At 70.0% G+C, this 18,805-nt stretch carries 11 protein-coding genes; 5 read left to right on the top strand and 6 right to left on the bottom strand.

The window, feature by feature from the left end; translation table 11 throughout:
• Nucleotides 1-107: 107 nt before the first annotated feature.
• On the bottom strand, nt 108-992 hold the full coding sequence (locus tag FQY79_RS10735; RefSeq protein WP_146312917.1) for an MBL fold metallo-hydrolase: 885 nt from the start codon (nt 990-992) through the stop codon (nt 108-110).
• A gap of 107 nt (nt 993-1,099) precedes the next feature.
• Here FQY79_RS10735 and FQY79_RS10730 point away from each other — a divergent pair, with 107 nt between their 5' ends.
• From FQY79_RS10730 to FQY79_RS10720, 3 genes are all read left to right on the top strand, one after another.
• Nucleotides 1,100-2,077 carry a GlxA family transcriptional regulator gene (locus FQY79_RS10730; RefSeq protein ID WP_146312916.1) on the top strand — a complete coding sequence of 326 codons (978 nt, stop codon included), beginning with the start codon at nt 1,100-1,102 and terminating at the stop codon, nt 2,075-2,077.
• Between the two features lie 748 nt (nt 2,078-2,825).
• Nucleotides 2,826-3,389 (top strand): hypothetical protein, encoded by a 564-nt coding sequence (locus tag FQY79_RS10725; RefSeq protein ID WP_146312915.1) that lies wholly within the window; start codon nt 2,826-2,828, stop codon nt 3,387-3,389.
• Nucleotides 3,334-5,208, top strand: a complete 1,875-nt coding sequence (locus tag FQY79_RS10720; protein WP_246123093.1) for a DEAD/DEAH box helicase — start codon at nt 3,334-3,336, stop codon at nt 5,206-5,208. Before FQY79_RS10725 ends, FQY79_RS10720 begins: the two co-directional genes overlap by 56 nt.
• A gap of 260 nt (nt 5,209-5,468) precedes the next feature.
• Here the strand turns inward: FQY79_RS10720 and recD are convergent, their stop codons facing one another.
• The 3 genes from recD to recC are packed head-to-tail and all read right to left on the bottom strand — an operon-like array spanning nt 5,469 to nt 14,622.
• A complete protein-coding gene (recD, locus tag FQY79_RS10715; protein ID WP_146312913.1) occupies nt 5,469-7,439 on the bottom strand; it encodes an exodeoxyribonuclease V subunit alpha in 1,971 nt (656 codons plus the stop codon).
• Nucleotides 7,436-11,239 (bottom strand): UvrD-helicase domain-containing protein, encoded by a 3,804-nt coding sequence (locus FQY79_RS10710; RefSeq protein ID WP_146312912.1) that lies wholly within the window; start codon nt 11,237-11,239, stop codon nt 7,436-7,438. Before FQY79_RS10710 ends, recD begins: the two co-directional genes overlap by 4 nt.
• The gene (gene recC, locus FQY79_RS10705; protein ID WP_146312911.1) at nt 11,236-14,622 is read right to left on the bottom strand and encodes an exodeoxyribonuclease V subunit gamma; all 3,387 of its coding nucleotides are present in this window, start codon (nt 14,620-14,622) and stop codon (nt 11,236-11,238) included. The genes FQY79_RS10710 and recC overlap by 4 nt, the downstream gene beginning before the upstream one ends.
• A gap of 347 nt (nt 14,623-14,969) precedes the next feature.
• Here recC and FQY79_RS10695 point away from each other — a divergent pair, with 347 nt between their 5' ends.
• Entirely contained in the window at nt 14,970-15,413 is a 444-nt protein-coding gene (locus FQY79_RS10695) for a hypothetical protein (protein WP_186759952.1), read from the top strand.
• 308 nt (nt 15,414-15,721) lie between these two features.
• Here the strand turns inward: FQY79_RS10695 and FQY79_RS10690 are convergent, their stop codons facing one another.
• Nucleotides 15,722-16,024: a hypothetical protein gene (locus FQY79_RS10690; protein ID WP_146312909.1), complete on the bottom strand. Its 303-nt coding sequence runs from the start codon at nt 16,022-16,024 to the stop codon at nt 15,722-15,724.
• Entirely contained in the window at nt 16,021-16,608 is a 588-nt protein-coding gene (locus FQY79_RS10685) for a hypothetical protein (protein WP_146312908.1), read from the bottom strand. The genes FQY79_RS10690 and FQY79_RS10685 overlap by 4 nt, the downstream gene beginning before the upstream one ends.
• A gap of 245 nt (nt 16,609-16,853) precedes the next feature.
• Here FQY79_RS10685 and FQY79_RS10680 point away from each other — a divergent pair, with 245 nt between their 5' ends.
• Nucleotides 16,854-17,969: an HhH-GDP family DNA glycosylase gene (locus FQY79_RS10680; RefSeq protein ID WP_146312907.1), complete on the top strand. Its 1,116-nt coding sequence runs from the start codon at nt 16,854-16,856 to the stop codon at nt 17,967-17,969.
• Nucleotides 17,970-18,805: the final 836 nt, after the last annotated feature.

Genomic DNA, 18,805 nt, shown 5'->3' with positions numbered 1-18,805 from the left:
AATGATAGGGGCCCGTGGCGGGCGCACCATCGTTCATTGGTGGGGCAGCGGGGGATCATCCGGCCCCGTCCCCCGAATCGATGGTCCCGGGGGGAGCCGTGGAAGGATCAGAAGGCCATCGTTTCCCCATCCGCCGGCACCCGCACGCGGTCCTCGAGGCCGTTCTGCCGGACGTGGTCGCGCAGCACCTCGCGCGACAGGGTCATGTGGTTGATCGCGTCCATGTGGGTGGCGACGATGGCGGCCCCCGGCGCGGCGCGGGCAGCGCGCAGCACGTCGTCGCGGCCCATGATGATCGAGCCGGTGAAGCCGAGCACGCGGGCGTCGCCGGTGTTGAGCACGACGACGTCCGGCTTGAACGCGGCCAGCGCCTGCTCCACCTCGCCATGCCAGGTGGTGTCGCCCACCACGTAGACGGTGGCCGCGCCCGGGGCCTGGAAGACCACGCCCATGGCCTGGCCCAGCAGCCCGGCGACAGGCTCGACCGCGAACATCGCGTCGGTGCCGTGCTGGCCGCCGGTGCGGGTCAGGCGCACGCCCTCGAACTCCGCGCTGCCCTCGATCACGCGCACGTCGCGATAGCCCTGGCCGCGGACCTGCTCCGCGTCGGCCTGGTGCTGGACGAAGATCGGGAGATCCTTGGGCACGAAGGCGTGCTCGCCGCCGTCCCAGTGGTCCAGGTGGGTGTGGGTGATGACGACCGCATCGACCCCGCGCATGACCTCGGCGGCCGGCATCGGCAGCTCGACCAGCGGGTTGCGCAGGTGCTGGTTGTAGGTGCCCTTGAAGCCCGGGTAGGCGCCCCTGGCGCCCAGCATCGGGTCGACCAGGAAGGTACGCCCGGCGTACTGGAGCTTCAGGGTCGCGTTGCGGATCTGCTGGATCTGCACCGTGGGAGCGGACGCAGCGGGCTCGGCGGCGGCAGCGGGCGCCCCGCCCAGAGCCAGGGCAAGGGACAGGGCAAGGGTGGACAGCAGGGCGGTGGGCTTCATCGTGGGACTCCGTCAGGGAAGGCAGGTGGCCATTGTCGGAACGCCCCGCGGCGCATATAACTGGCCCACGAGACCATTACCGATGCCTTCGGGCCACCGGAGCACCCATGTCCGCCCCCGTCCCGGTGGTCGCGCTGATCGCCTATCCCCGCTTCAGCCCGTTCCACTTCGCCATGCCGTACATGGTGTTCGGCACCCACGCGCCGGGCCAGCCGCTGTTCGAGCTGCGCATCGTGGCGCCGGACGGGCAAGCCCTGAGGGCCGAGCGGGCACTGGCGCTGGAGCCCGACGGCGGCCTGGAACTGGCCGACACCGCGGACATCCTGGTGGTGCCCGGCTGGCACGCCCTGGACGAGGCGCCCTCGGCCGCGTTGCAGGACGCGCTGCGCCGGGCCCACGCCCGCGGCGCGCGCGTGGTCGGCCTGTGCTACGGCACCTACGCGCTGGCCTACGCCGGCCTGCTGGACGGACGCCGCGCCGCCACCCACTGGATGGCCGAAGACGACTTCTCGCGCCGGTTTCCGCGGGTAGCGCTGGACGCGAACGCCCTGTACGTCGAGGACGACCGGCTGGTCACCTCGGCCGGCGTCGGCGCCGGACTCGACTGCTGCCTGTACATCGTGCGCCAGGTGCATGGCGCCCGCGTCGCCAACCGGCTCGCGCGCGGACTGGTGATCGCCCCGCACCGCGAGGGAGGCCAGGCCCAGTTCATCGAACAGCCGGTGGCCGCGTCCACCCACGACGCGAAGATCAACGCCCTGCTCGACCACCTGCGCGCCCACCTCGCCACCCCCCACACGGTCGATGACCTGGCCGCGCGCACCGCGATGAGCCGCCGCACGTTCACCCGCCACTTCCGCAAGGCCACCGGCATGACCCTGGTCGAGTGGCTGGTCAACGAACGCCTGCGCCGCGCGTGCGAGCTGCTGGAGACCACTTCACTCCCGGTGGAGAAGATCTCCGACCTGGCCGGATTCCAGACCCCGGTGTCGCTGCGCGAGCACTTCAGGAAGCGGCACCGGGTGAGTCCGAGGGAGTGGCGGCGAACGTTTGGGACGCGGGAGGGGATGCACGCGGGCGCATGATTTCCGGCGCGGACCCCTCCCCGCCTGCACCGCTATGCGCCGAGCGCGGCCCCCTCGGAGACCAAATCGATCTCGCTCTCTATGGCCACGGAATCCGGCCACTTCGATCAATGCCGCCCCTTCCCATGGCGTAGGGTAGACCCCTCGTCAGGAGGGATTCCGGATGCGAACACTAGGGATGGTGGCGTGGTTGGGGCTGGCAGCATGCGCCGGGTCGGGTGCATTGCCTGATGGCGGACGCGCGTCGCCCGCGGATAGGGACGGAAGTCCGTGGGCGATTTCGGTCCGAGAGCAAACCTGGGCAACCTCACCTGCCGGAACCTTTACCGGCGTCTGGCAGTCATGCGAGGACGCGCCCTCGCCCGGGGAATGCAGTCGCTACGTGCTGGTACAACAAGGCGATCGGATCTGCGGTACCTGGTCCTACGTCGCCTCCGGAGAATCGTACGAGGGCAGGGTCGTTGCGCGGGCCACGTCTTCGACTGAAGCGCGACGCACCCACGTGTGCGGCCGTCCGGGTTCGGAGACCGACACCGAATGCGGCAGCGGATGGCAACACGTCGACAAGCCACTGCTGTTGTGCAACGGCAAGCTTGGCGATCTTGCAGGCGCAAACGGCGCATGTATCGCCGATTTCGAGCAGGCGCCCACGTTACGAAGCGAGTGGGAAGCGCTGCGGGCAGAGCCATGGGTACGGGAGTGCCTGTCCGACGCGCCATGACGGATCTGACCCATAAGGAAATGGATCATGACCAACGCAAATCCCCTGACCGAGAACGAGCTGCAAGCGGCGGCCTACTTCGCCGTGGGTGTGGCCTCGGAAGGGAGCATCGCCGGCCGCGACCTTGCCTATCGCTTGAGCTTCGCCGGTAACGTGGGTCCGGACGGCCGTATGCGGCCGGTGGCCAACAGTGGCTATTCGTTCGGCACGATGCAGGTCGATCTCGGACAGCATCCCGCGGTGGCCCGCGACCTGCTCGACCACTACCAGGCCTGGGCGGCGACGCAACCCGACCGTGCATTGGAGTTTGCACCGGACGAGTACGAAACGTCAGCCGCGTGCGCTCAGGAATGCGAGGCGCTTGATGCTGCCGGCAAGACATTCGGGACGCGGTGGGCACCGTACGGCAGACCCTGCCAGCAGCTCGGTCGCTCGCTGCCGCTGCCGCTGCCTCCAGCCAGATTGCCGCGGAACGTCGCTTCCCCATCGGTTTGGGGTAACTTCGGCACCGGTGTCCCATGGCTCGGGGAGTCCGATGGCCACGCTGATTCCGAACCGCGGCAGTTGTCTGTCGCGCATGACGCCGGGTGAACGACGCTTCTCCGCGCGCCTGGACGACAAGCTCGACGACGAGTATCTGTGCTGGTACGACGTGCCGATCGGCCCGCGCTACCGGCACCCCGACTTCGTGGTGCTGCATCCGTCGCGCGGCTTCCTGGTGCTCGAGGTCAAGGACTGGAAGGCGGAGACCCTGGCCGAACTCGATCGCGACCGCGCCGTCATCGACACCGACCGCGGGCGCGTCACCGCGCCCAACCCGCTGCGGCAGGCGCGCGAGTACGCGATGGAGATTGTCCGCCTGCTGCAGCAGGACCCGGCGCTGTGCCATCCCCCGGGAGACAAGCGCGCCGGCAAGTTGTTGATGCCGTGGGGTTTCGGCGTGGTGCTGACTGGCATCACCCGCAGCCAGTTCGAGCTGATGGAGCTGGAGCACTTCCTGCCCCCTGGCAGTGTGATCTGCCGCGACGAGATGACCGAGGGCGTGGACACCGAGGAGTTCCAGAAGCGGCTGTGGGACATGTTCCTGATGCCCTTCCCCTGCCTGCTCAGCCTGCCGCAGATCGAGCGCGTGCGCTGGCATCTGTTTCCGCAGCTGCGCATCCAGGTGCAGGGCGACCTGCTGGCGGCGCCGGCCAGGGACGAAGCGGCGCCGGTCGGGATTCCCGACATCATCCGGGTGATGGACCTGCAACAGGAGCAGCTCGCCCGTTCGCTGGGCGACGGCCACCGCGTGATCCACGGCGTCGCCGGCTCCGGCAAGACCATGATCCTCGGCTACCGCTGCGTGGAACTGGCCCGCCGCCAGCACAAGCCGGTGCTGGTGCTTTGCTACAACAAGACGCTGGCCAGCCGGCTCGAGCACCTCATGCAGGGGCACGGCGTGCAGGACCGCGTGGCCGTGCGCAACTTCCACGAATGGTGTCGCGAACAGCTCAAGAGCTACGGCCTGCGCATGCCGCCGCGGCAGGACAGCGCGGACGCGTATGCCCAGCTGCTGGTGCAGTCGATGATCGACGGCGTGGAGTCCAGCGCCATCCCGCGCGGTCAGTACGGTGCGGTGCTGATCGACGAAGGCCACGACTTCGCCCCCGAGTGGCTGCGCCTCGTGGCCCAGATGGTGGACCCTGAGACGAATTCGCTGCTGCTGCTCTACGACGACGCCCAGAGCCTGTACGGCGGCCCCGGCCGCCGCAGATTCTCCTTCGCCAGCGTCGGCATCCAGGCCCAGGGCCGCACCACCATCCTGCGCCTGAACTACCGCAACACCCTGGAAGTTCTGGCCGTCGCCAAGGCCTTCGCCGAGGAAGTGCTGACCGGCCAGGACGCCGACGACGACCACGTGCCCGTGGTCGCCCCCGAGAGCGCCGGCCGGCGCGGCCCGATGCCGGAACTGTGGCGTGCGCGCAACATCTGGGCCGAGGCGGACATCATCGCCGAACGCATCCAGGACGCGACCGCCAACGGCGCCAGTCCCAACGACTTCGCCGTGCTGTGCCACTCCAACCAGCTGGCCGGACTGATCGCCAAGCAGCTGCAGAAGCGCGGCCTGGCCGTGCTGCTGGCGTCGGACAGCCAGCGCCGCGCCATGTTCAACGGCCCACCCTCGGTCAAGGTGATGACCATGCACTCAAGCAAGGGGCTGGAGTTCGACACGGTGTTCATTCCCGGCGTCTGCGAGCTTGCAAGCCACGACGAGGATGCCGGGCGGAAGCAGCAGCAGGTGCGGGCGCTCTATGTCGCCATGACGCGAGCGCTGCGGCAGCTGGAGATGTCGCACCATGGGGAGGGTGCAGTGGTGGAGCAGATCCGGCGCGTGGTGGAAGGCGTGTCGCGACGGCTGGCTGCCTGAAACACGCAAGAAGGCGCACGATCTTGCCGAAATGCGCGCCACTGTCCTGGTGGCGGCGCGTGGTCATGCCCATTCGCGGCTCAATCGAAATCGGCGTCCCGGAACTTCAGGCTGTTGGCGTTCAAACACCCCAACAATCTAAAGTTCTAATTAGATTATTTGGGCGGAATGACTGAATCAAGCGATTTCCAAATTGGATTTTAGATTTCGCCCCGAGCGGTCGACACCTCCCGAAATCTAAATCACAAATTAGATTTTTCTCAAGCGCCCAGGGACAACCGCTGCCTCAGCCCGGACCAGCGTGTCGCGTGACGGGCCAGGGCGTCCTTGAGGATCGCCGCAGACGCATGCAGGTGGAGCGCATCGCGGGCGCGGGTGAGGCCGGTGTACACCAGCTCCCGCGACAGGACGCGGTTGGGACGCTCCGGCAGCACCAGCCACACCTCCCCGAACTCCGAGCCCTGCGCCTTATGCACGGTCATGGCGAAGGCGCTGTCGTGGGCGGGGAGCGCGGCGGGGTGGAAGGGGCGCGGGTTGTGCGGGTCGTCGCCGGGGAACCAAGCCATCAGGCTGCCGCTGTCGTCATGCGCCGCGGTGCCCGCTTCGCTTCGCAGGCAGATGCCGATGTCGCCGTTGAACAGACGGTGGCGGTAGCTGTTTTCGGTGATCAGCAACAGGCGGCCGTGGAAGTAGCGGCCGGCGGCCGAGGCCGGGCCGGCGCCGCGTCGGGTACCGGCGAGCAGTTCTTCGATACGGGCATTGAGGCTGCGGGCGCCTTGGGGGCCTTCGCGTACGGCGGTGAGGATGCGCAGACGGTTGGCGCGGGCGAGCGCTTCGGCCGGGTCGGTCGTGTCGGCAAGCGCGGTCCAGTGGGCGAGCAGGTGGTCGCGGTGGGACTGCAGGGGGTCGGTGTCGCCTTCGTGGAAATGGACGCCGGAGAGCTGGCCGCTGCGCAGGAGTGCCAGTGCGCGGTCGGCGTCGCCGCTGCGGACGGCGGTGGCGAGGGGAGCCACGTCGAGGGCGGCGCTCTGGCGGTAGCCGCGGGCGAGGTGGATGTGGCGGACGGGGAAGGTGGGGGCATGGGCAGCTGGTCGGAGAGCACCCCCACCCGCGCCTTCGGCGCGACCTCCCCCGCGAGCGGGGGAGGTGTCGGATGTGGCGCGCGGATTGGATGCAGCGGCGAGGATGCCGGCCAGGACGTCGCCTGCTTCCACAGAAGGCAGCTGGTCCGGGTCGCCGAGGAGGACCAGGCGGGCGCCGTCGGGGACGGCTTCGACCAGCTTGGCCATCAGCGGCAGGTCGATCATCGAGGCTTCGTCGACCACCACCACGTCGAAGGGCAGCGGGTTGTCGGCGTGGTGGCGGAAGTCCGGGCGGTCGGGGATGGTGCCGAGCAGGCGGTGCAGGGTGGTGCCGGTGGTGGGCAGGTGGGATGCGAGCGCGGGGTCGATGCCGAGCGCGGACAGGGTCTGCACGGCGTTTCGCACGCTCTCGGCCATGCGTTCGGCGGCGCGGCCGGTGGGCGCGGCCAGGGCGATGCGCGGGGGCGCGCCGCCGGCCTGCAGCGCCTGCGCGACCAGCAGCACCAGCATGCGGGTGATGGTGGTGGTCTTGCCGGTGCCGGGGCCGCCGGTGACCAGCAGCAGGTGGTGGTGGAGCGCGGCGGCGGCGGCCTGGGCCTGGAGGTCGCCGCCGGTCGCGGCCTGGGGGAAGAGCTGGGCGAAGAGGTTGGCCAGGGGGGTGGGGACCTGGGCGGCTTCGTCGCCGGCAGGAGGCGCGGGCGGGCCCCCATCTGCCCTTCGGGCATCTTCCCCCGCAGGCGGGGGAAGAGGTGCGGCGGGGGCGCTGTCGCCGATGCGGCGCAGGCCGGAGGCCAGGCGGCGCTCGTACTCGCGGTAGCGGCGCAGGTAGAGCAGGCCGTGTTCGAGGACGAGGGGCGCGTCGGCGGGGGATTCGGTGTCGCCGGCGTCGGGGCGGGCGACCCAGCGCGAGGAGGCCAGCGCCTGGTGCCAGGTCTCGTGCGAGGGCCAGTCGATCGGGGCGTCGACCAGCTGTTGCGGCTGCGCGGGATCGAAGCCGGCGTGGCCTGCGGCAACGGCCAGCGAGGCCAGGGCGGCGGCGGCGAGGACGGCGTCGGGGGTGTCCGGGTCGAGGCGGCGCAGGCTTTCGGCCAGAGCGTGGTCGAGGGTGCGGAGGTGGCCGCTTCGGTGGAGGGTACTGAGGAGGGTCATTTGGTCGGCTCCGGCGGCCCCCACCCCGGCCCTCCCCCGCTGGCGGGGGAGGGAGCGGATCCGGCGGGATTCGGCGTCTGCGGCCCCGGCCCTTCACCGGGGTCGGAGGAAGGAGCGCATCCGGCAGGCTCCGGTGGCGCGTGTCCGGATCCTTGGCCACCCGCGTGGGAGCGCGTGGAGTCGCCGGCGAACAGGGCGTCCAAGGCGTGGACGAGGTCCGGGTCGAAGCGCCAGGCGTGGATGCCCTGGCCATCGTTGCGGGTGGCGTCGATGCCGCGGCAGAAGAGGTAGCGGACACCGCCGAAGTCACGGGCGTAGTCGTAGGCCTCGCCCAGCCGGAAGCGGAGCCAGCGGTGCAGGGCGAGGGTGTAGAGCAACGCCTGCAGGTGGTATTCGTTGTGGGCCATGGCGTCTTGCAGCTGCGCGGGGGCGTAGCCGGGCAGGCGGTTGGATTTCCAGTCGAGGACGTACCAGCGGCCGTCGTGCAGGTAGGTGAGGTCGATCAGGCCGGTCATCAGGCCTTCCAGCCGGCGGCGCAGGCCGAAGCCCTGACGGCCGGTGAGCAGGCCGTGGCGGTGCAACAGGGACAGCAGCGCGTCGACGCGGGTGGGGGCGAGGGCGAACTGGAATTCGATCTCCGGGCGGCGGTGCGCGTCGGGCACGGCCGCGAGGGTGGTGCCTTCGGGCAGGCGGGTATTGAGGGTGTGGCCGACCATGGGCACGATCAGGGCCACGCCGTCATCGATGTCTGCGGCCGCATAGCCGCCCTTGCCCAGGGCCTCGGTGATCTTGCGGCGTTCGCCTGCGGGTGCGTCGTCGCCGGCGTGCCAGCCCTGCCAGGCGGCGAAGTCGGCATGTTCGAAGACTTCGTGCAGCACCACACCGAAGCGCGTGCCGCCGAAGCGCGGGTCGACGTCGATATCGGTGTCGGTGTCGGTAGCGTCGGTGGGCGCGGCGTCGGGGTCCGGATCGGGCTCGTCGCGGCCGCCCGGGGCGGGCTGGGTGGCGGCGCTGGACAGGTCGTGGCCGGCGTCGGCGTTGGCCAGCTGGGTGAAGCTGTAGACCCACCAGTCGCTGGCGAGCGGGCGCTTTGGCGCGCGCGCGGGGGGGACGTCGTCCATTTCGTCGGCGCCCAGCCAGGGCAGCTGCGCAGGCGGCGGCGCGGCATCGATGGCGATGGCGTCTGGCGCGCGCGCAACAAGCGCGTCGAGGTCGGACACCATGGTCCACAGCGGCGACTGCGCATGGTTGTAGAACAGGCCCGTCGCCAGCCATAGCGCGTCGCGGGCGCGGGTGAGGCCGACGTAGAGCAGGCGCGCGTTCTCGGCGCGCTCGCCCTGCAGCCAGGCCTCGCAGGCCCGTTCCCATCCGCTCGCTTCCTCCTGCAGCTTCCAGTGCAGGGTGCGGCCGTGCCCGTCGTGGACGACGACCCGGCGGCCCGGGCTCGGCGCGCGTGCGCCGATGCCTGCGTACGGCAGGAACACCAGCGGGTACTCCAGGCCCTTGCTCTTGTGCAGGGTGACGATCTGCACCCGGCGCGCGTCCGACTCCAGGCGCAGCTGCTGCGCCTCGTCGTCGGCGCTGGCGCCGGCGATCGCGCGCGCCAGCCAGTCGAGCAGCCCGTGCAGGCCGAGCGTGGTGCGCTGCGCCTCCTGCAGGTGTTCGGCCAGCTGCAGGTAGTTGGTGAGGCGGCGTTCGCCGTCGGCCAGGCCGAGCAGGCGCCGCGCGGCCTGCGCGCACAGTTCGCCGACCAGCGCCAGCGGACCGCCGCGCTGCAGGCGTTCGCGCCAGCCCAGCGCCTCGAGCTGCCAGCGCTGCAGGGCCTCGCCCCGGGCGAGCGCGGCGATCGCGTGCGCGTCGTGGCCCAGCAGCACCGTGGCGAGCGCCGCGCGCAGGCGCTGGTCGTCGGCGCCGTGCACCAGCGCCTGCAGCAGGGTGTGCAGCTCGTGCGCCTCGGGCGTGGCGAACAGGCTCTGGCGGCCGGCGGCGACGGCCGGGATGCCGGCCGCGGCCAGCGCGTCGCGCATGCGCGTGGCTTCGCGGTGGGTGCGGACCAGCACCGCGATGTCGCCGGGCTGGACCGGACGGTCGCCGATCGTCGCGCGGCCCTCGCGCGCGTCGCGCAGGACCGAATGGATCGCGGCGACGCAGGCCCGGGTGGCGAGTTCGCGCGACGCCGGCGCGCTGTGCGGCTTGAGTTTGCCGCTGCGGTCCACCTCGGTCGGCAACGGTGCCCGCCACAACGTCACCGCCGGCGCCGGCGCGCCATTGCGCAGATACGCGGCATCGTCGCGCTTGCCGCCCGGCTGCACCGGATGGAAGCGGATGCGGCCGTCGATGAAGGGCGGCGGCACCTTGTCGGCGTCCGCCTCGTGCACCGCCTGCGCCTGCGCGTACAGCGCCTCGATGCCCTGCAGCACGCAGGGCCGCGAGCGGAAGTTGTGCGCCAGCGGCGGCGCCTCCTGCGCGGTGGCGACGGCGTCGAGGTAGGTCTCGACGTCGCCGCCGCGGAAGCGGTAGATCGCCTGCTTCGGATCGCCCACCAGGAACAGCGCCGGCTCCGGGCTGGCGGCGCCGAAGGTGCGGTGGAAGATCCGCCACTGGCGCGGATCGGTGTCCTGGAACTCGTCGACCAGGGCGACGCGGTACTGCGCGCGCAGCCGCGCGACCAGCGCGTCGGCGTGCGGGCCGTCGAGCGCGTCGGCGACGCGCGCGATCAGGTCGTCGTAGGTGAGCACCCGCGCCTGCCGCTTGTGGGCCTCCAGCCGGCGGCGGGCGTCTTCGCGGACGCGGTGCAGCAGCGCGACGCGGCGCGCGCCGGTCATGCGCCCCGCCTCGGCCAGCGCATGGGCGTAGGCCTCGACCGCATCGCACAGCGGCGAGTCGGGCGTGCGCCCGGCGCCGGCCTTGCTGGTGCGCAGGCGCAGCGTGTCGCGGTGCAGCTGGCCGAGCTTGCCATGCTCGAACGGAGCGTCCGGCACGCCGCTGCACCAGCGGCGCAGCTGGTCGAACAGGTCCTGGATCCAGTCCGCCCGGTAGCTGCCGCCGTGCAGCACCTTGCCCTCGACCGCGCGCAGCAGCTCGTCGCGGAACGCGTCGCCATGCGTGCGCGCGGCTTCGGCGAAGGCCTGCTGCGCGGCCTGCAGCATCGGGCCGGGATCGGGCAGGTCCGCGGGCGGCGGCGGCCGCAGCACCGGCTCGCCGGTGAGCAGGGCAAGATCCGCGGCCAGCGCATCGGGGCCCTGCGGCCACAGCGCGTGCAGGTCCTCGACCGCGGCCACGTCGCGCGCATGGGCACGCCACAGGTCGGCGGCGATGGCCGCGCGCAGTTCCGAGTCGCTGGCGAGCAGTTCGGGCGGGTCGAAGCCCTGCCCGCTTTCGAGCGGATGCTCGCGCAGCACCCGCAGGCAGAAGCCGTGGATGGTGGAGATCGCCGCGAGGTCGATGCCGTCGGCGGCCTGGCGCAGGCGCCGGCGCAGCGCGGCCGGCGTTTCGGTGCCGCGGGCGAGGTGCGCGTCGATCAGCCGGCGCATCAGCGGCGCGTCATCGGCGCCCGGACACTCGTTGCCGGCGGCGAGTTCGGCCGCCAGCAGCAGCCGCCGGCGCACGCGGGCGCGCAGCTCCTGGGTGGCGGCCTCGGTGAAGGTGACCGCGAGGATCCCGTCCACGCCCAGGCCACGCTCGATGACCAGGCGCGCGAGCAGGGTGGCGAGGGTGAAGGTCTTGCCGGTGCCGGCCGAGGCCTCGATGGCGAACACGCCTTCGAGCGGCTGGGCCAGGTACGGGTCGGACGCGCTCATTGGCCCTCCTCCGGCTCGAAGCGCGCGGCCAGCCCCGCGAGCGCGGCGGCATCGACGCCTTCGTAGGCCTCGCCCCTGCGCAGCGCCAGGAACACCGTCATCGCCAGGTCGGCGAAGCGCAGCAGCAGTGCGTCGTCCGCGAACGGATCGCGGCCGCGCAGCACCTGGCCGATCGCCTCCTCCTCGCCTTCGGCATAGCCGCCGTTGCCGCCGCCATGCCACTGCGCCCGCGCGGCGGCGACCGCGCTGGCCTCATCCTTGTCGCAGCTGAAGTAGGCCCAGGCGCTGTAGGGTGCGTACGGCAGCGGTTCGCGCAGGCCGATGGCGCGCAGCTCCAGCAGCCGGCGCAGGGCGGCGCGCGCGGCCTGCGGCGACAGGTCGGGCGATTCGTGCGGGCCGTGGCCGTCGCTGCCGGCGTCGTGGAACTCGACCAGGCGCAGGTCCAGGCCCGCCGCGCGCGCCAGCAGCCAGTCCAGGCCATGGCGGATCGCGGCCGGCCCGTTGAGCTTGCCGAAGCGCAGGCGCGCGATGCCGTCGGGATACACGCCTTCGATGCGGCCATGCACGCGCACCCCGTCGATCTGCACCTCGGCGGCCACGGACCGCGGCTGCGCATCGCCGCGCCACTGCGAGAACGCGTCCACCCACGGCGCCAGCGTCCGGCGCGCCTCGGCCAGCACGCGCCGCCCCGGCGCGGCCGACGGCAGCAGGCCGCGTGCGCGCAGGTGGGCGTGGATGCGCGCGTCGTCGTGCCCCTGCAGCAGGGCCTCGAACAGCGCGTGCTGCAGGCGGCTGCGCTCGAGCCCGCCCGCCGGCGCGTCGAGCGGTTCGAGGTCCTCGCCGCGCTCCTCGATGCCGACCAGGCGCACGTCCATGCGCCGCAGCAGTTCCTCGGCCGGCCGCATCAGGAAGCGGCGCAGCGCCGACAGCGGCAGGTCCGGTTCCGCGTCGGGCGCCGGCAGCGGTTCGCCCTCGAACCACGGCGGCAACGGCACGCGCCGGCGCCCGGCCCCGGCGGCGGCCTCGCGCCAGTGCGCGGCGTAGGAGAAGCGGCGCGGGTCGCCGCCGGCGCCGAACGCCTCGGCGGAGAACGGCTGCAGCGGATGGCGCACGACCAGCGCCTCGGCCACGTCCTCCGTGGCGCCGGGCGCATGCTGCGCCACCGCGGCCTCGAGCAGCTCCGACACCAGCACCGACGGCTCGCGCCGGCTGCCGTCGCGCGGGTCGGCGCCCTGCCAGCTCACGTAGAACACGTCCTGGGCCGCGGTGAACAGCTGCAGGAACAGGAAGCGGTCGTCGTCGCGGGTGGAGCGGTCGCCGGCCCGGCGGCGTCCGGTGCCCAGTTCGGCGGCGAGGCGGTTGAGGCCGGGCGCGGGGTCGCGGCGCGGGAACTCGCCGTCGTTCATGCCGAGCACGCAGATCACCCGGAACGGCAGCAGCCGCATCGGCACCATGCGCGCGATGCTCACGCCGCCGGTGAGCAGCGGCGCGCGCACGTCGGCCTCGCCGAGCACGGCGGCGAAATGCGCGCGCACCGCCTCGGCCGGCACGGGCGCTGTGAACCCGGCCTCGCGCGCGCTGCCGGCGAACGCGTCCACCAGGCTGCGCAGCCGGTCGAGCGCGCGCTGGCCGGCGGGGGTGGCCGGCGGCCGCGGCAGCACCGCCTCGAGCAGTTCCAGCAGCCGCTCGCGCCACTGCGCCGGCGGCATCGCCTCGCCCAGCAGCCACGCATGCCGGGCCAGCACCCGCAGCAGCCGGACCAGGGTGTCGAGCGCGTCCAGGGCGCTGCCTTCCAGGTCCGGCAGCGGGGCGACGAGGCGGCCGTCGGCGGCGCCGATCGGCGCGTCGCTGCCGCTGGCGTGGCCGAGCAGCAGGCGGTCCAGGGCGAAGGCCCAGGTGTAGGCCTCGTCCGCGGGCGCGTCGAAGCGGGCGCGGTGCGCGGCATCGATGCCCCAGCGCGCGCCAGCGGCGCCGAGCCAGGCCTGCAGGCGCTCGATCGCCGGCGCATCCAGGCCGTTGGCCGCGGCCAGCGCGGGGCTGGCGAGCAGGTCGAGCACCTCGTGCAGGCCGAAGCGCGAGACCGGCAGCGCCAGCAGGCGCAGGAACACCTCGGCCAGCGGTTCGTTGGCCAGCGGGCTGGCGTCGGCCAGCGCGTAGGGGATGGCGTCATCCTGGCCGTGCCCCCCGAACACCGCGTCCAGGTAGGGCAGGTAGGGGTCGATGTCCGGCGCCAGCACCGCCACCTCGCGTGGCTGCAGCGGCGGATCGAAGCGGTCGTCGTCGAACAGCGCGCGCAGCTGGTCGCGCAGCACCTGCAGCTCGCGCAGGCGGGTGTGGCAGGCGTGCAGCTGCAGGCTGGGGTCGCGCCGGTCCACGGCCGTGCGCAGCGGCCAGCCGGGCGCGCCGCGGCGGTGGTAGAGGTCGGACTGCAGGCGCCGCAGCAGGCTGCCGTGCAGCCGGCCCCCGCCCTCGCCCGGATCGGCGTGGGCGTGGACCTCGGCCGAGGCGTGCACCACTTCATAGGTGCCCACCAGGCGCATGAAGTCCACCCCCGCCGCGCCCCAGGCGCGCAGCAGCGGGGTCTCGTCCTCGAGCAGGGCGGCGGCGCCGGCTTCCGCCCAGGCCGCCTCGGGCAGCGCGCGCGCCCGCTGCAGGTCGCCCCAGTAGTCCTTCACCGGCGAGGGCACGAAGCAGTGCAGGGTGCCGACGCGGGCCTGGGTGGCGATCACCCGCAGCACGTCGGGCGAGACGTTGAGGGTGGCGAACGCGCACAGGCGCGGCGGCAGGCCGGCGGGCAGCGGGCCGTCGCGCCGCTCGTGGCGGTCGAGGTAGTCCTGGATCCGGCGCGCGCGGTGGGCGCGGCCACGGGCCACCCGCCGCCACAGCTCGGCCTGCGGATCGTCCGGGTCGGCGCCGGCCTCCCAGCGCAGCAGCCAGTCGCGGCGCCAGGCCTGGTACTTGCCGAACACCGTGGCCAGTTCGCCGGCCAGCGACCAGGCGCGCAGCGGATCGCCGTCGTCCACGTAGCCGGCGATCGCCGCCAGCGCCGGACGGGCCAGCAGGGCCGGATCGGTAAGCGCGGCGTACAGGTGCCAGCGCAGGACCTCGGGATCGAGCTCGTCGGCGGTCGGCCCCAGGTTGGCCTCCAGCGCACGGCCGACGAACTCGCCCGGGGTGAGGAACTCGATGTTGGCCGCGACCCCGTGGCGTTGGGCCAGGGTCGCCTGCAGCCAGCGCCGCATCGCCACCTGCGGGATCAGCACGATGTCCGCGGCCAGCGGACGGCCCGGATCGGCGGGCGCGCGCAGGATGTCGGCCAGGATGCCGGCCAGCACCTCCAGCGCGTTGGAATGGTAGAGCCGGAAGTCGGCGGACACAGTCATCTACCCGGGATACTGTATTCAGTCCGTCGCACTTTGCGAGACGGCTGCACAAGGGAGGCACGGTCGCCAGTCGACGGCGCATTCCGCCGGGACCAGTGCCAAGCGCGCTCGATATGTTCGAACTGCCTTGCGGGCGAGGTGCAAAGTAACTGTGGATCAGGGCGAATGCCTACGCGGCCCAGATCCAACCGGTCCGCATCCCAGCACACCTGCACGACCGGATCGGCATCGAGATGCCCTTCGCTGTGCCCGTCGCATGCCTCACGTAACAGACGCATCCCGGGGGCATCGATCTCAATTTTTCCTTTCCTCCATAGCCAATCCGCGTAATCTGCAGCACGCAGCCCATGCTCCGGATCATCGCCCTCGTAGCGCCGTTGGGAGTCGTGCAGGACCGCGAACAACCTGGGTACCCGCGCATCAAGGTCCAGTTGGCGGGCAAGGAACACGCCGTGGAAGCGTACACGCGCCCAGTGCGCGACACCATGGATGCCGCGTTGATCAAGGCGAAACTGCGCCCGTACGATCCGAACCAGCGCAGCTTCGCTCATTGCTCAACGCACCCAACACCAATGTCGGGCAGGGACTCATCATCGGGGCGCTCCACCCAGGGCCGTCTCGACAAGCTCATAGTGCAGCAAGCTCCCAAATATGGCTCAAGCCTCCAAAATACGTCGCGCCATCTATTTCCATTTGATGTCGACCAGCTCGACATCACAACCTGGGTGCCGCTTCCGCAAAACCTGCATGACCAGCTGCTCACTTCGGCTTTGGACGTTTCCGCTCCATGAAGAGCCTGCCCATGGCCCGCCGGACTTTCGGTACCGATACCTCACTTGCGCATGATTCATTTATAGCTCCTGACGGTTCTTTGGTTGCGCTGGCCTCTCCAGTAACCGGCTGATCTGGAGGACCAGTTCCACCTCTCCAAGTTCGAGCACGCTAGCGCCCTTGATAGCCTCGGCGAAGCATCCTTGACCTGGCACGATGCTGATCCTGAGCTCGTAGCCGGAGGGCTCCACGTCCGAGTCGACCTCGGCTTCCGTGAAAGATCCTGCCCACTGAAGCAATTTGTGCTCCTGGTCTGCCGCAAGCCGAATCAGCATTGATCTGACCTCCGGGGCAGTCTCTCCCAGATGGCTTCGGCGACGCCCCGGTACTGCTCGAAAGTTCCGGCGTCCGAACCGAACCAGGACAAGAACTCTGCGAAGACCACAGCATGCACATCCTCCACCGAGGAAGTCTGCACCAGCTTGGGTGCAATAGTCCCGGCTTCGGGCACATACTCGTCGGCTGGGGCGCCACAGGCCGCCAACCCGACTGGATCAAGCCGGAAAAGCAATTCGGCGATCTCGGCAAGCAGGCCGTCCTGCGGCGCTTCGTGTACCTGCAGGTCGTTCATTCCCATCCCAGTTCCAGCTTCTCATGAAACACCAGGCCGAACTCCAACGGATTGAATCCGCCGGGCGAACCATCTTCAGCAAGCCGGTACACATCTCCCGCCGACAGTCCAGCCGCGCCCCCCTTGAGGAGGGCGACATGGACATCCTCATCTTCGACCTCCAGCACATAGGCAATGCTCCCATTCAAGGTGAGGTAAAAGGCGCCTGCTTCCGGCACAGGGGGCGAGTGCTCTGCGTACAGCTCAAGAAGCTGCTGCATGTCCGACATCAAATCGATCCACTCCCACCGCGAAGCCGTGTAGACAGCGCCCTGACTCTTGTAAAACGCCTGCCATTTCGCGCCGGCGGGTAGCTGCAGGTCGAGCCTTTCACGCAGCCGCATCGGGTCGGCCTCGTTGTCTTCCCGACCGAGAACGGACCCGTCTGGACGCAAGAAGTAGGTGTCGCCCGGCGCGAACTCTTCGGACCGGCCGGAAAGTACGATCAGCCAGGCGTCGCCCTCCTCATCCTCGTCAAGGAGGACATATGAAACGCCGCCATCGCATGTGCGATAGAAGCCCCCTTCTTCTACATGGGACAACATCGACGCCTCCCCTGATTCCTTCCACGTCGCAGCCTTTCCGACGCGATGCGTGTGCGCGACAAGACGAGTCACCCGCGGTCGGCGGGACCGTCCCCCCAGGCGACGCCTCTCGGACCGGCTGGAGCGACGGCGGAACTAGCCCCCCGCCGACCTTGATCACCTGAGCGATAAGATAGAAACATCGTGTCTCACAGAATGCGATTCAGTCCGCGCATACTGACGCCCCGGGAAGATCCAGTGCTGCCGTGGCCATCCGTCTCGAGTTCCTGAATCTGATCGTTCCTGTCCATGTCATCGACCGCAAGTATCCAGGCGGTTGGAAGCAGTGCCGCACGGACCATGGCCTGGAAGAGCAGCCCTCCTCGTTCGGCGCTTGTTGGCACGATGGCCTCCTGTTTCGCGACGGGGCGATGAGTCCGTTCGACATGGCTATGTTGAAGGCAAAATGGGAAGCGATTGGCTTCAAGGCCATCAGATGCAGACGTGGCAGGAGCGTCGTCGCAGATTTCTGCGTGTATCCTTCCCCGGCTTCCCCGGCTTCCCCGGTGCCTGCGTGCACTTGGCTCAGCATCGATACTTCAGTTGCGATGGCTTCTTTCCGGGGATCCGCGTTTCTCCACAGTGATCAACATGGAAGGCTATTTGATATGTCAATAAACGAGATTGCGGAGAATCTTTCTTGTATCGCGAAGCGTATCGGTGCGCAGCGCGTGCAGGAGCTTGAAAGATTGAAGCTGGAACACCGGAGCCTGCAGCGCGAAGACTTCTTGTGGCATTTCCTGTTGCAGAGTTTCGCTACCATGGGCAGGTCGTCTGGATGGCGAGGTCTTATAGGAGAAAGGAGCAACTACGACCAGGTCACATTCGAGGCGCTCAGCAGGCTGGACGATGCGGACAGGGAGAGGACCGTGCGGGCCGTCTGCCGAAAGGCCAAGATCAGGATGCCGGACAAGAAAGCGGATTTCATTCTGGGCTGCTTCCGGCTTATCCGCGACATGGGCGGACTGAACGAGGCCAGGAGCCGGCTGCTTGCTCAGGAAGGGCGGGATGGAAAGATCAAGTTTCTCCTGCAGTTCCCCGGGATAGGGCCAAAGTATGCGAGGAACATCATGATGGATGTCTATCATGAGGATTTCCGCGACAGCATCGCCGTAGATGCACGGATCAAATCGATCTCGGAGGCTTTAGGCGTTTCGTTCAAAAGTTACCAGGAGCACGAGGCATTTTTTCTGGAGGCCGCAAGGCTGGCCGGTCTCAGTGGTTGGGAGCTTGATCGCCTGATGTACCACTTCAAGGATGATTTTGAACGGGAGATCTTTAGCTCGGTCGCGGCTAGGGCCGCAACGGTGCCTACGGCATAGGAAACCGCCCGCCGCATCACCGGGCGGGATCGCACAGCGTGATCCGGCCCACCCCCGACGTCGCCCTGGCAGACCCATTCACCTCAGTAGAGCGCCGCGCGAACTTTCGCCGGCGGTGCTCTTCTGGGTCGGCCTGCACGGCATGCGCGCATGCTCCATTCGGACATGCTCTCAGGTCCTGCGCAAATCCTCAGTTCCGATGAGGCGACGTTGCCCGGGTTACCAGGCCACCGGGACACTGATTCTGTTAGCGCATGAGGCGGTCGCCGCTGGGGGGGCCCGACGCTGCGGAACCCCTTCGTTTCCAGACCTTACCGAAAGCTTTTCTGCCCACCTCGATCTACGGCGCAAGTGCAGTAGCGCGGCGCCGCGCGGCGACATCCTCCCACTCGGATGGGCACGCTCGCTTCCGGCACGCGCCGCATCAAGTTGGCGGCAGGCACTGGAGGTTGCCGCCAGACCCGATGCCTGCCCCAGGTGGCGTGCAGCCGGCGGCGCAGCGCTGCGTCGGTTGAGTACGACCCTCGCCTCCATCGGTTCGGCCTCGGCACAATCGTACGCAGCTCTCTGGCGAACAGCCGCCACCGCGTCTGACGGAAAACGGTTCATCGGTCGGCTGGCATGGAGCGGGGTATTGTTTCGGACACCGGTGTCGCCGCCAGCCAAACGCCTGTCGGCGTGGCAGGGCCCCGGCTGCGCACATCCCGGCATTGCCGCGCGGGCAATGCGCGAGTGCGCCGCAGGGAGCCCGCCCTCCCCGGCGCGTCAGGTAGGGCGGAGGGAAGGCACTTGTCCGGCCCCCGTTCACAGCCACCTCTGGATATGCGAGGCGTTGG

It is taken from the genome of Luteimonas wenzhouensis, assembly GCF_007859305.1.
Taxonomy (GTDB): Bacteria; Pseudomonadota; Gammaproteobacteria; order Xanthomonadales; family Xanthomonadaceae; genus Luteimonas; species Luteimonas wenzhouensis.
Note: the sequence above shows the minus strand (reverse complement) of the source record. Positions and strands in the feature narration are given on the sequence as shown.

What these genes read in the sequence shown, in the direction of transcription:
- FQY79_RS10735 (WP_146312917.1), bottom strand. Translation starts at nt 992, where the DNA reads ATGAAGCCCACCGCCCTGCTGTCCACCCTTGCCCTGTCCCTTGCCCTG.
- FQY79_RS10730 (WP_146312916.1), top strand. Translation starts at nt 1,100, where the DNA reads ATGTCCGCCCCCGTCCCGGTGGTCGCGCTGATCGCCTATCCCCGCTTC.
- FQY79_RS10725 (WP_146312915.1), top strand. Translation starts at nt 2,826, where the DNA reads ATGACCAACGCAAATCCCCTGACCGAGAACGAGCTGCAAGCGGCGGCC.
- FQY79_RS10720 (WP_246123093.1), top strand. Translation starts at nt 3,334, where the DNA reads ATGGCCACGCTGATTCCGAACCGCGGCAGTTGTCTGTCGCGCATGACG.
- recD (WP_146312913.1), bottom strand. Translation starts at nt 7,439, where the DNA reads ATGACCCTCCTCAGTACCCTCCACCGAAGCGGCCACCTCCGCACCCTC.
- FQY79_RS10710 (WP_146312912.1), bottom strand. Translation starts at nt 11,239, where the DNA reads ATGAGCGCGTCCGACCCGTACCTGGCCCAGCCGCTCGAAGGCGTGTTC.
- recC (WP_146312911.1), bottom strand. Translation starts at nt 14,622, where the DNA reads ATGACTGTGTCCGCCGACTTCCGGCTCTACCATTCCAACGCGCTGGAG.
- FQY79_RS10695 (WP_186759952.1), top strand. Translation starts at nt 14,970, where the DNA reads ATGCTCCGGATCATCGCCCTCGTAGCGCCGTTGGGAGTCGTGCAGGAC.
- FQY79_RS10690 (WP_146312909.1), bottom strand. Translation starts at nt 16,024, where the DNA reads ATGAACGACCTGCAGGTACACGAAGCGCCGCAGGACGGCCTGCTTGCC.
- FQY79_RS10685 (WP_146312908.1), bottom strand. Translation starts at nt 16,608, where the DNA reads ATGTTGTCCCATGTAGAAGAAGGGGGCTTCTATCGCACATGCGATGGC.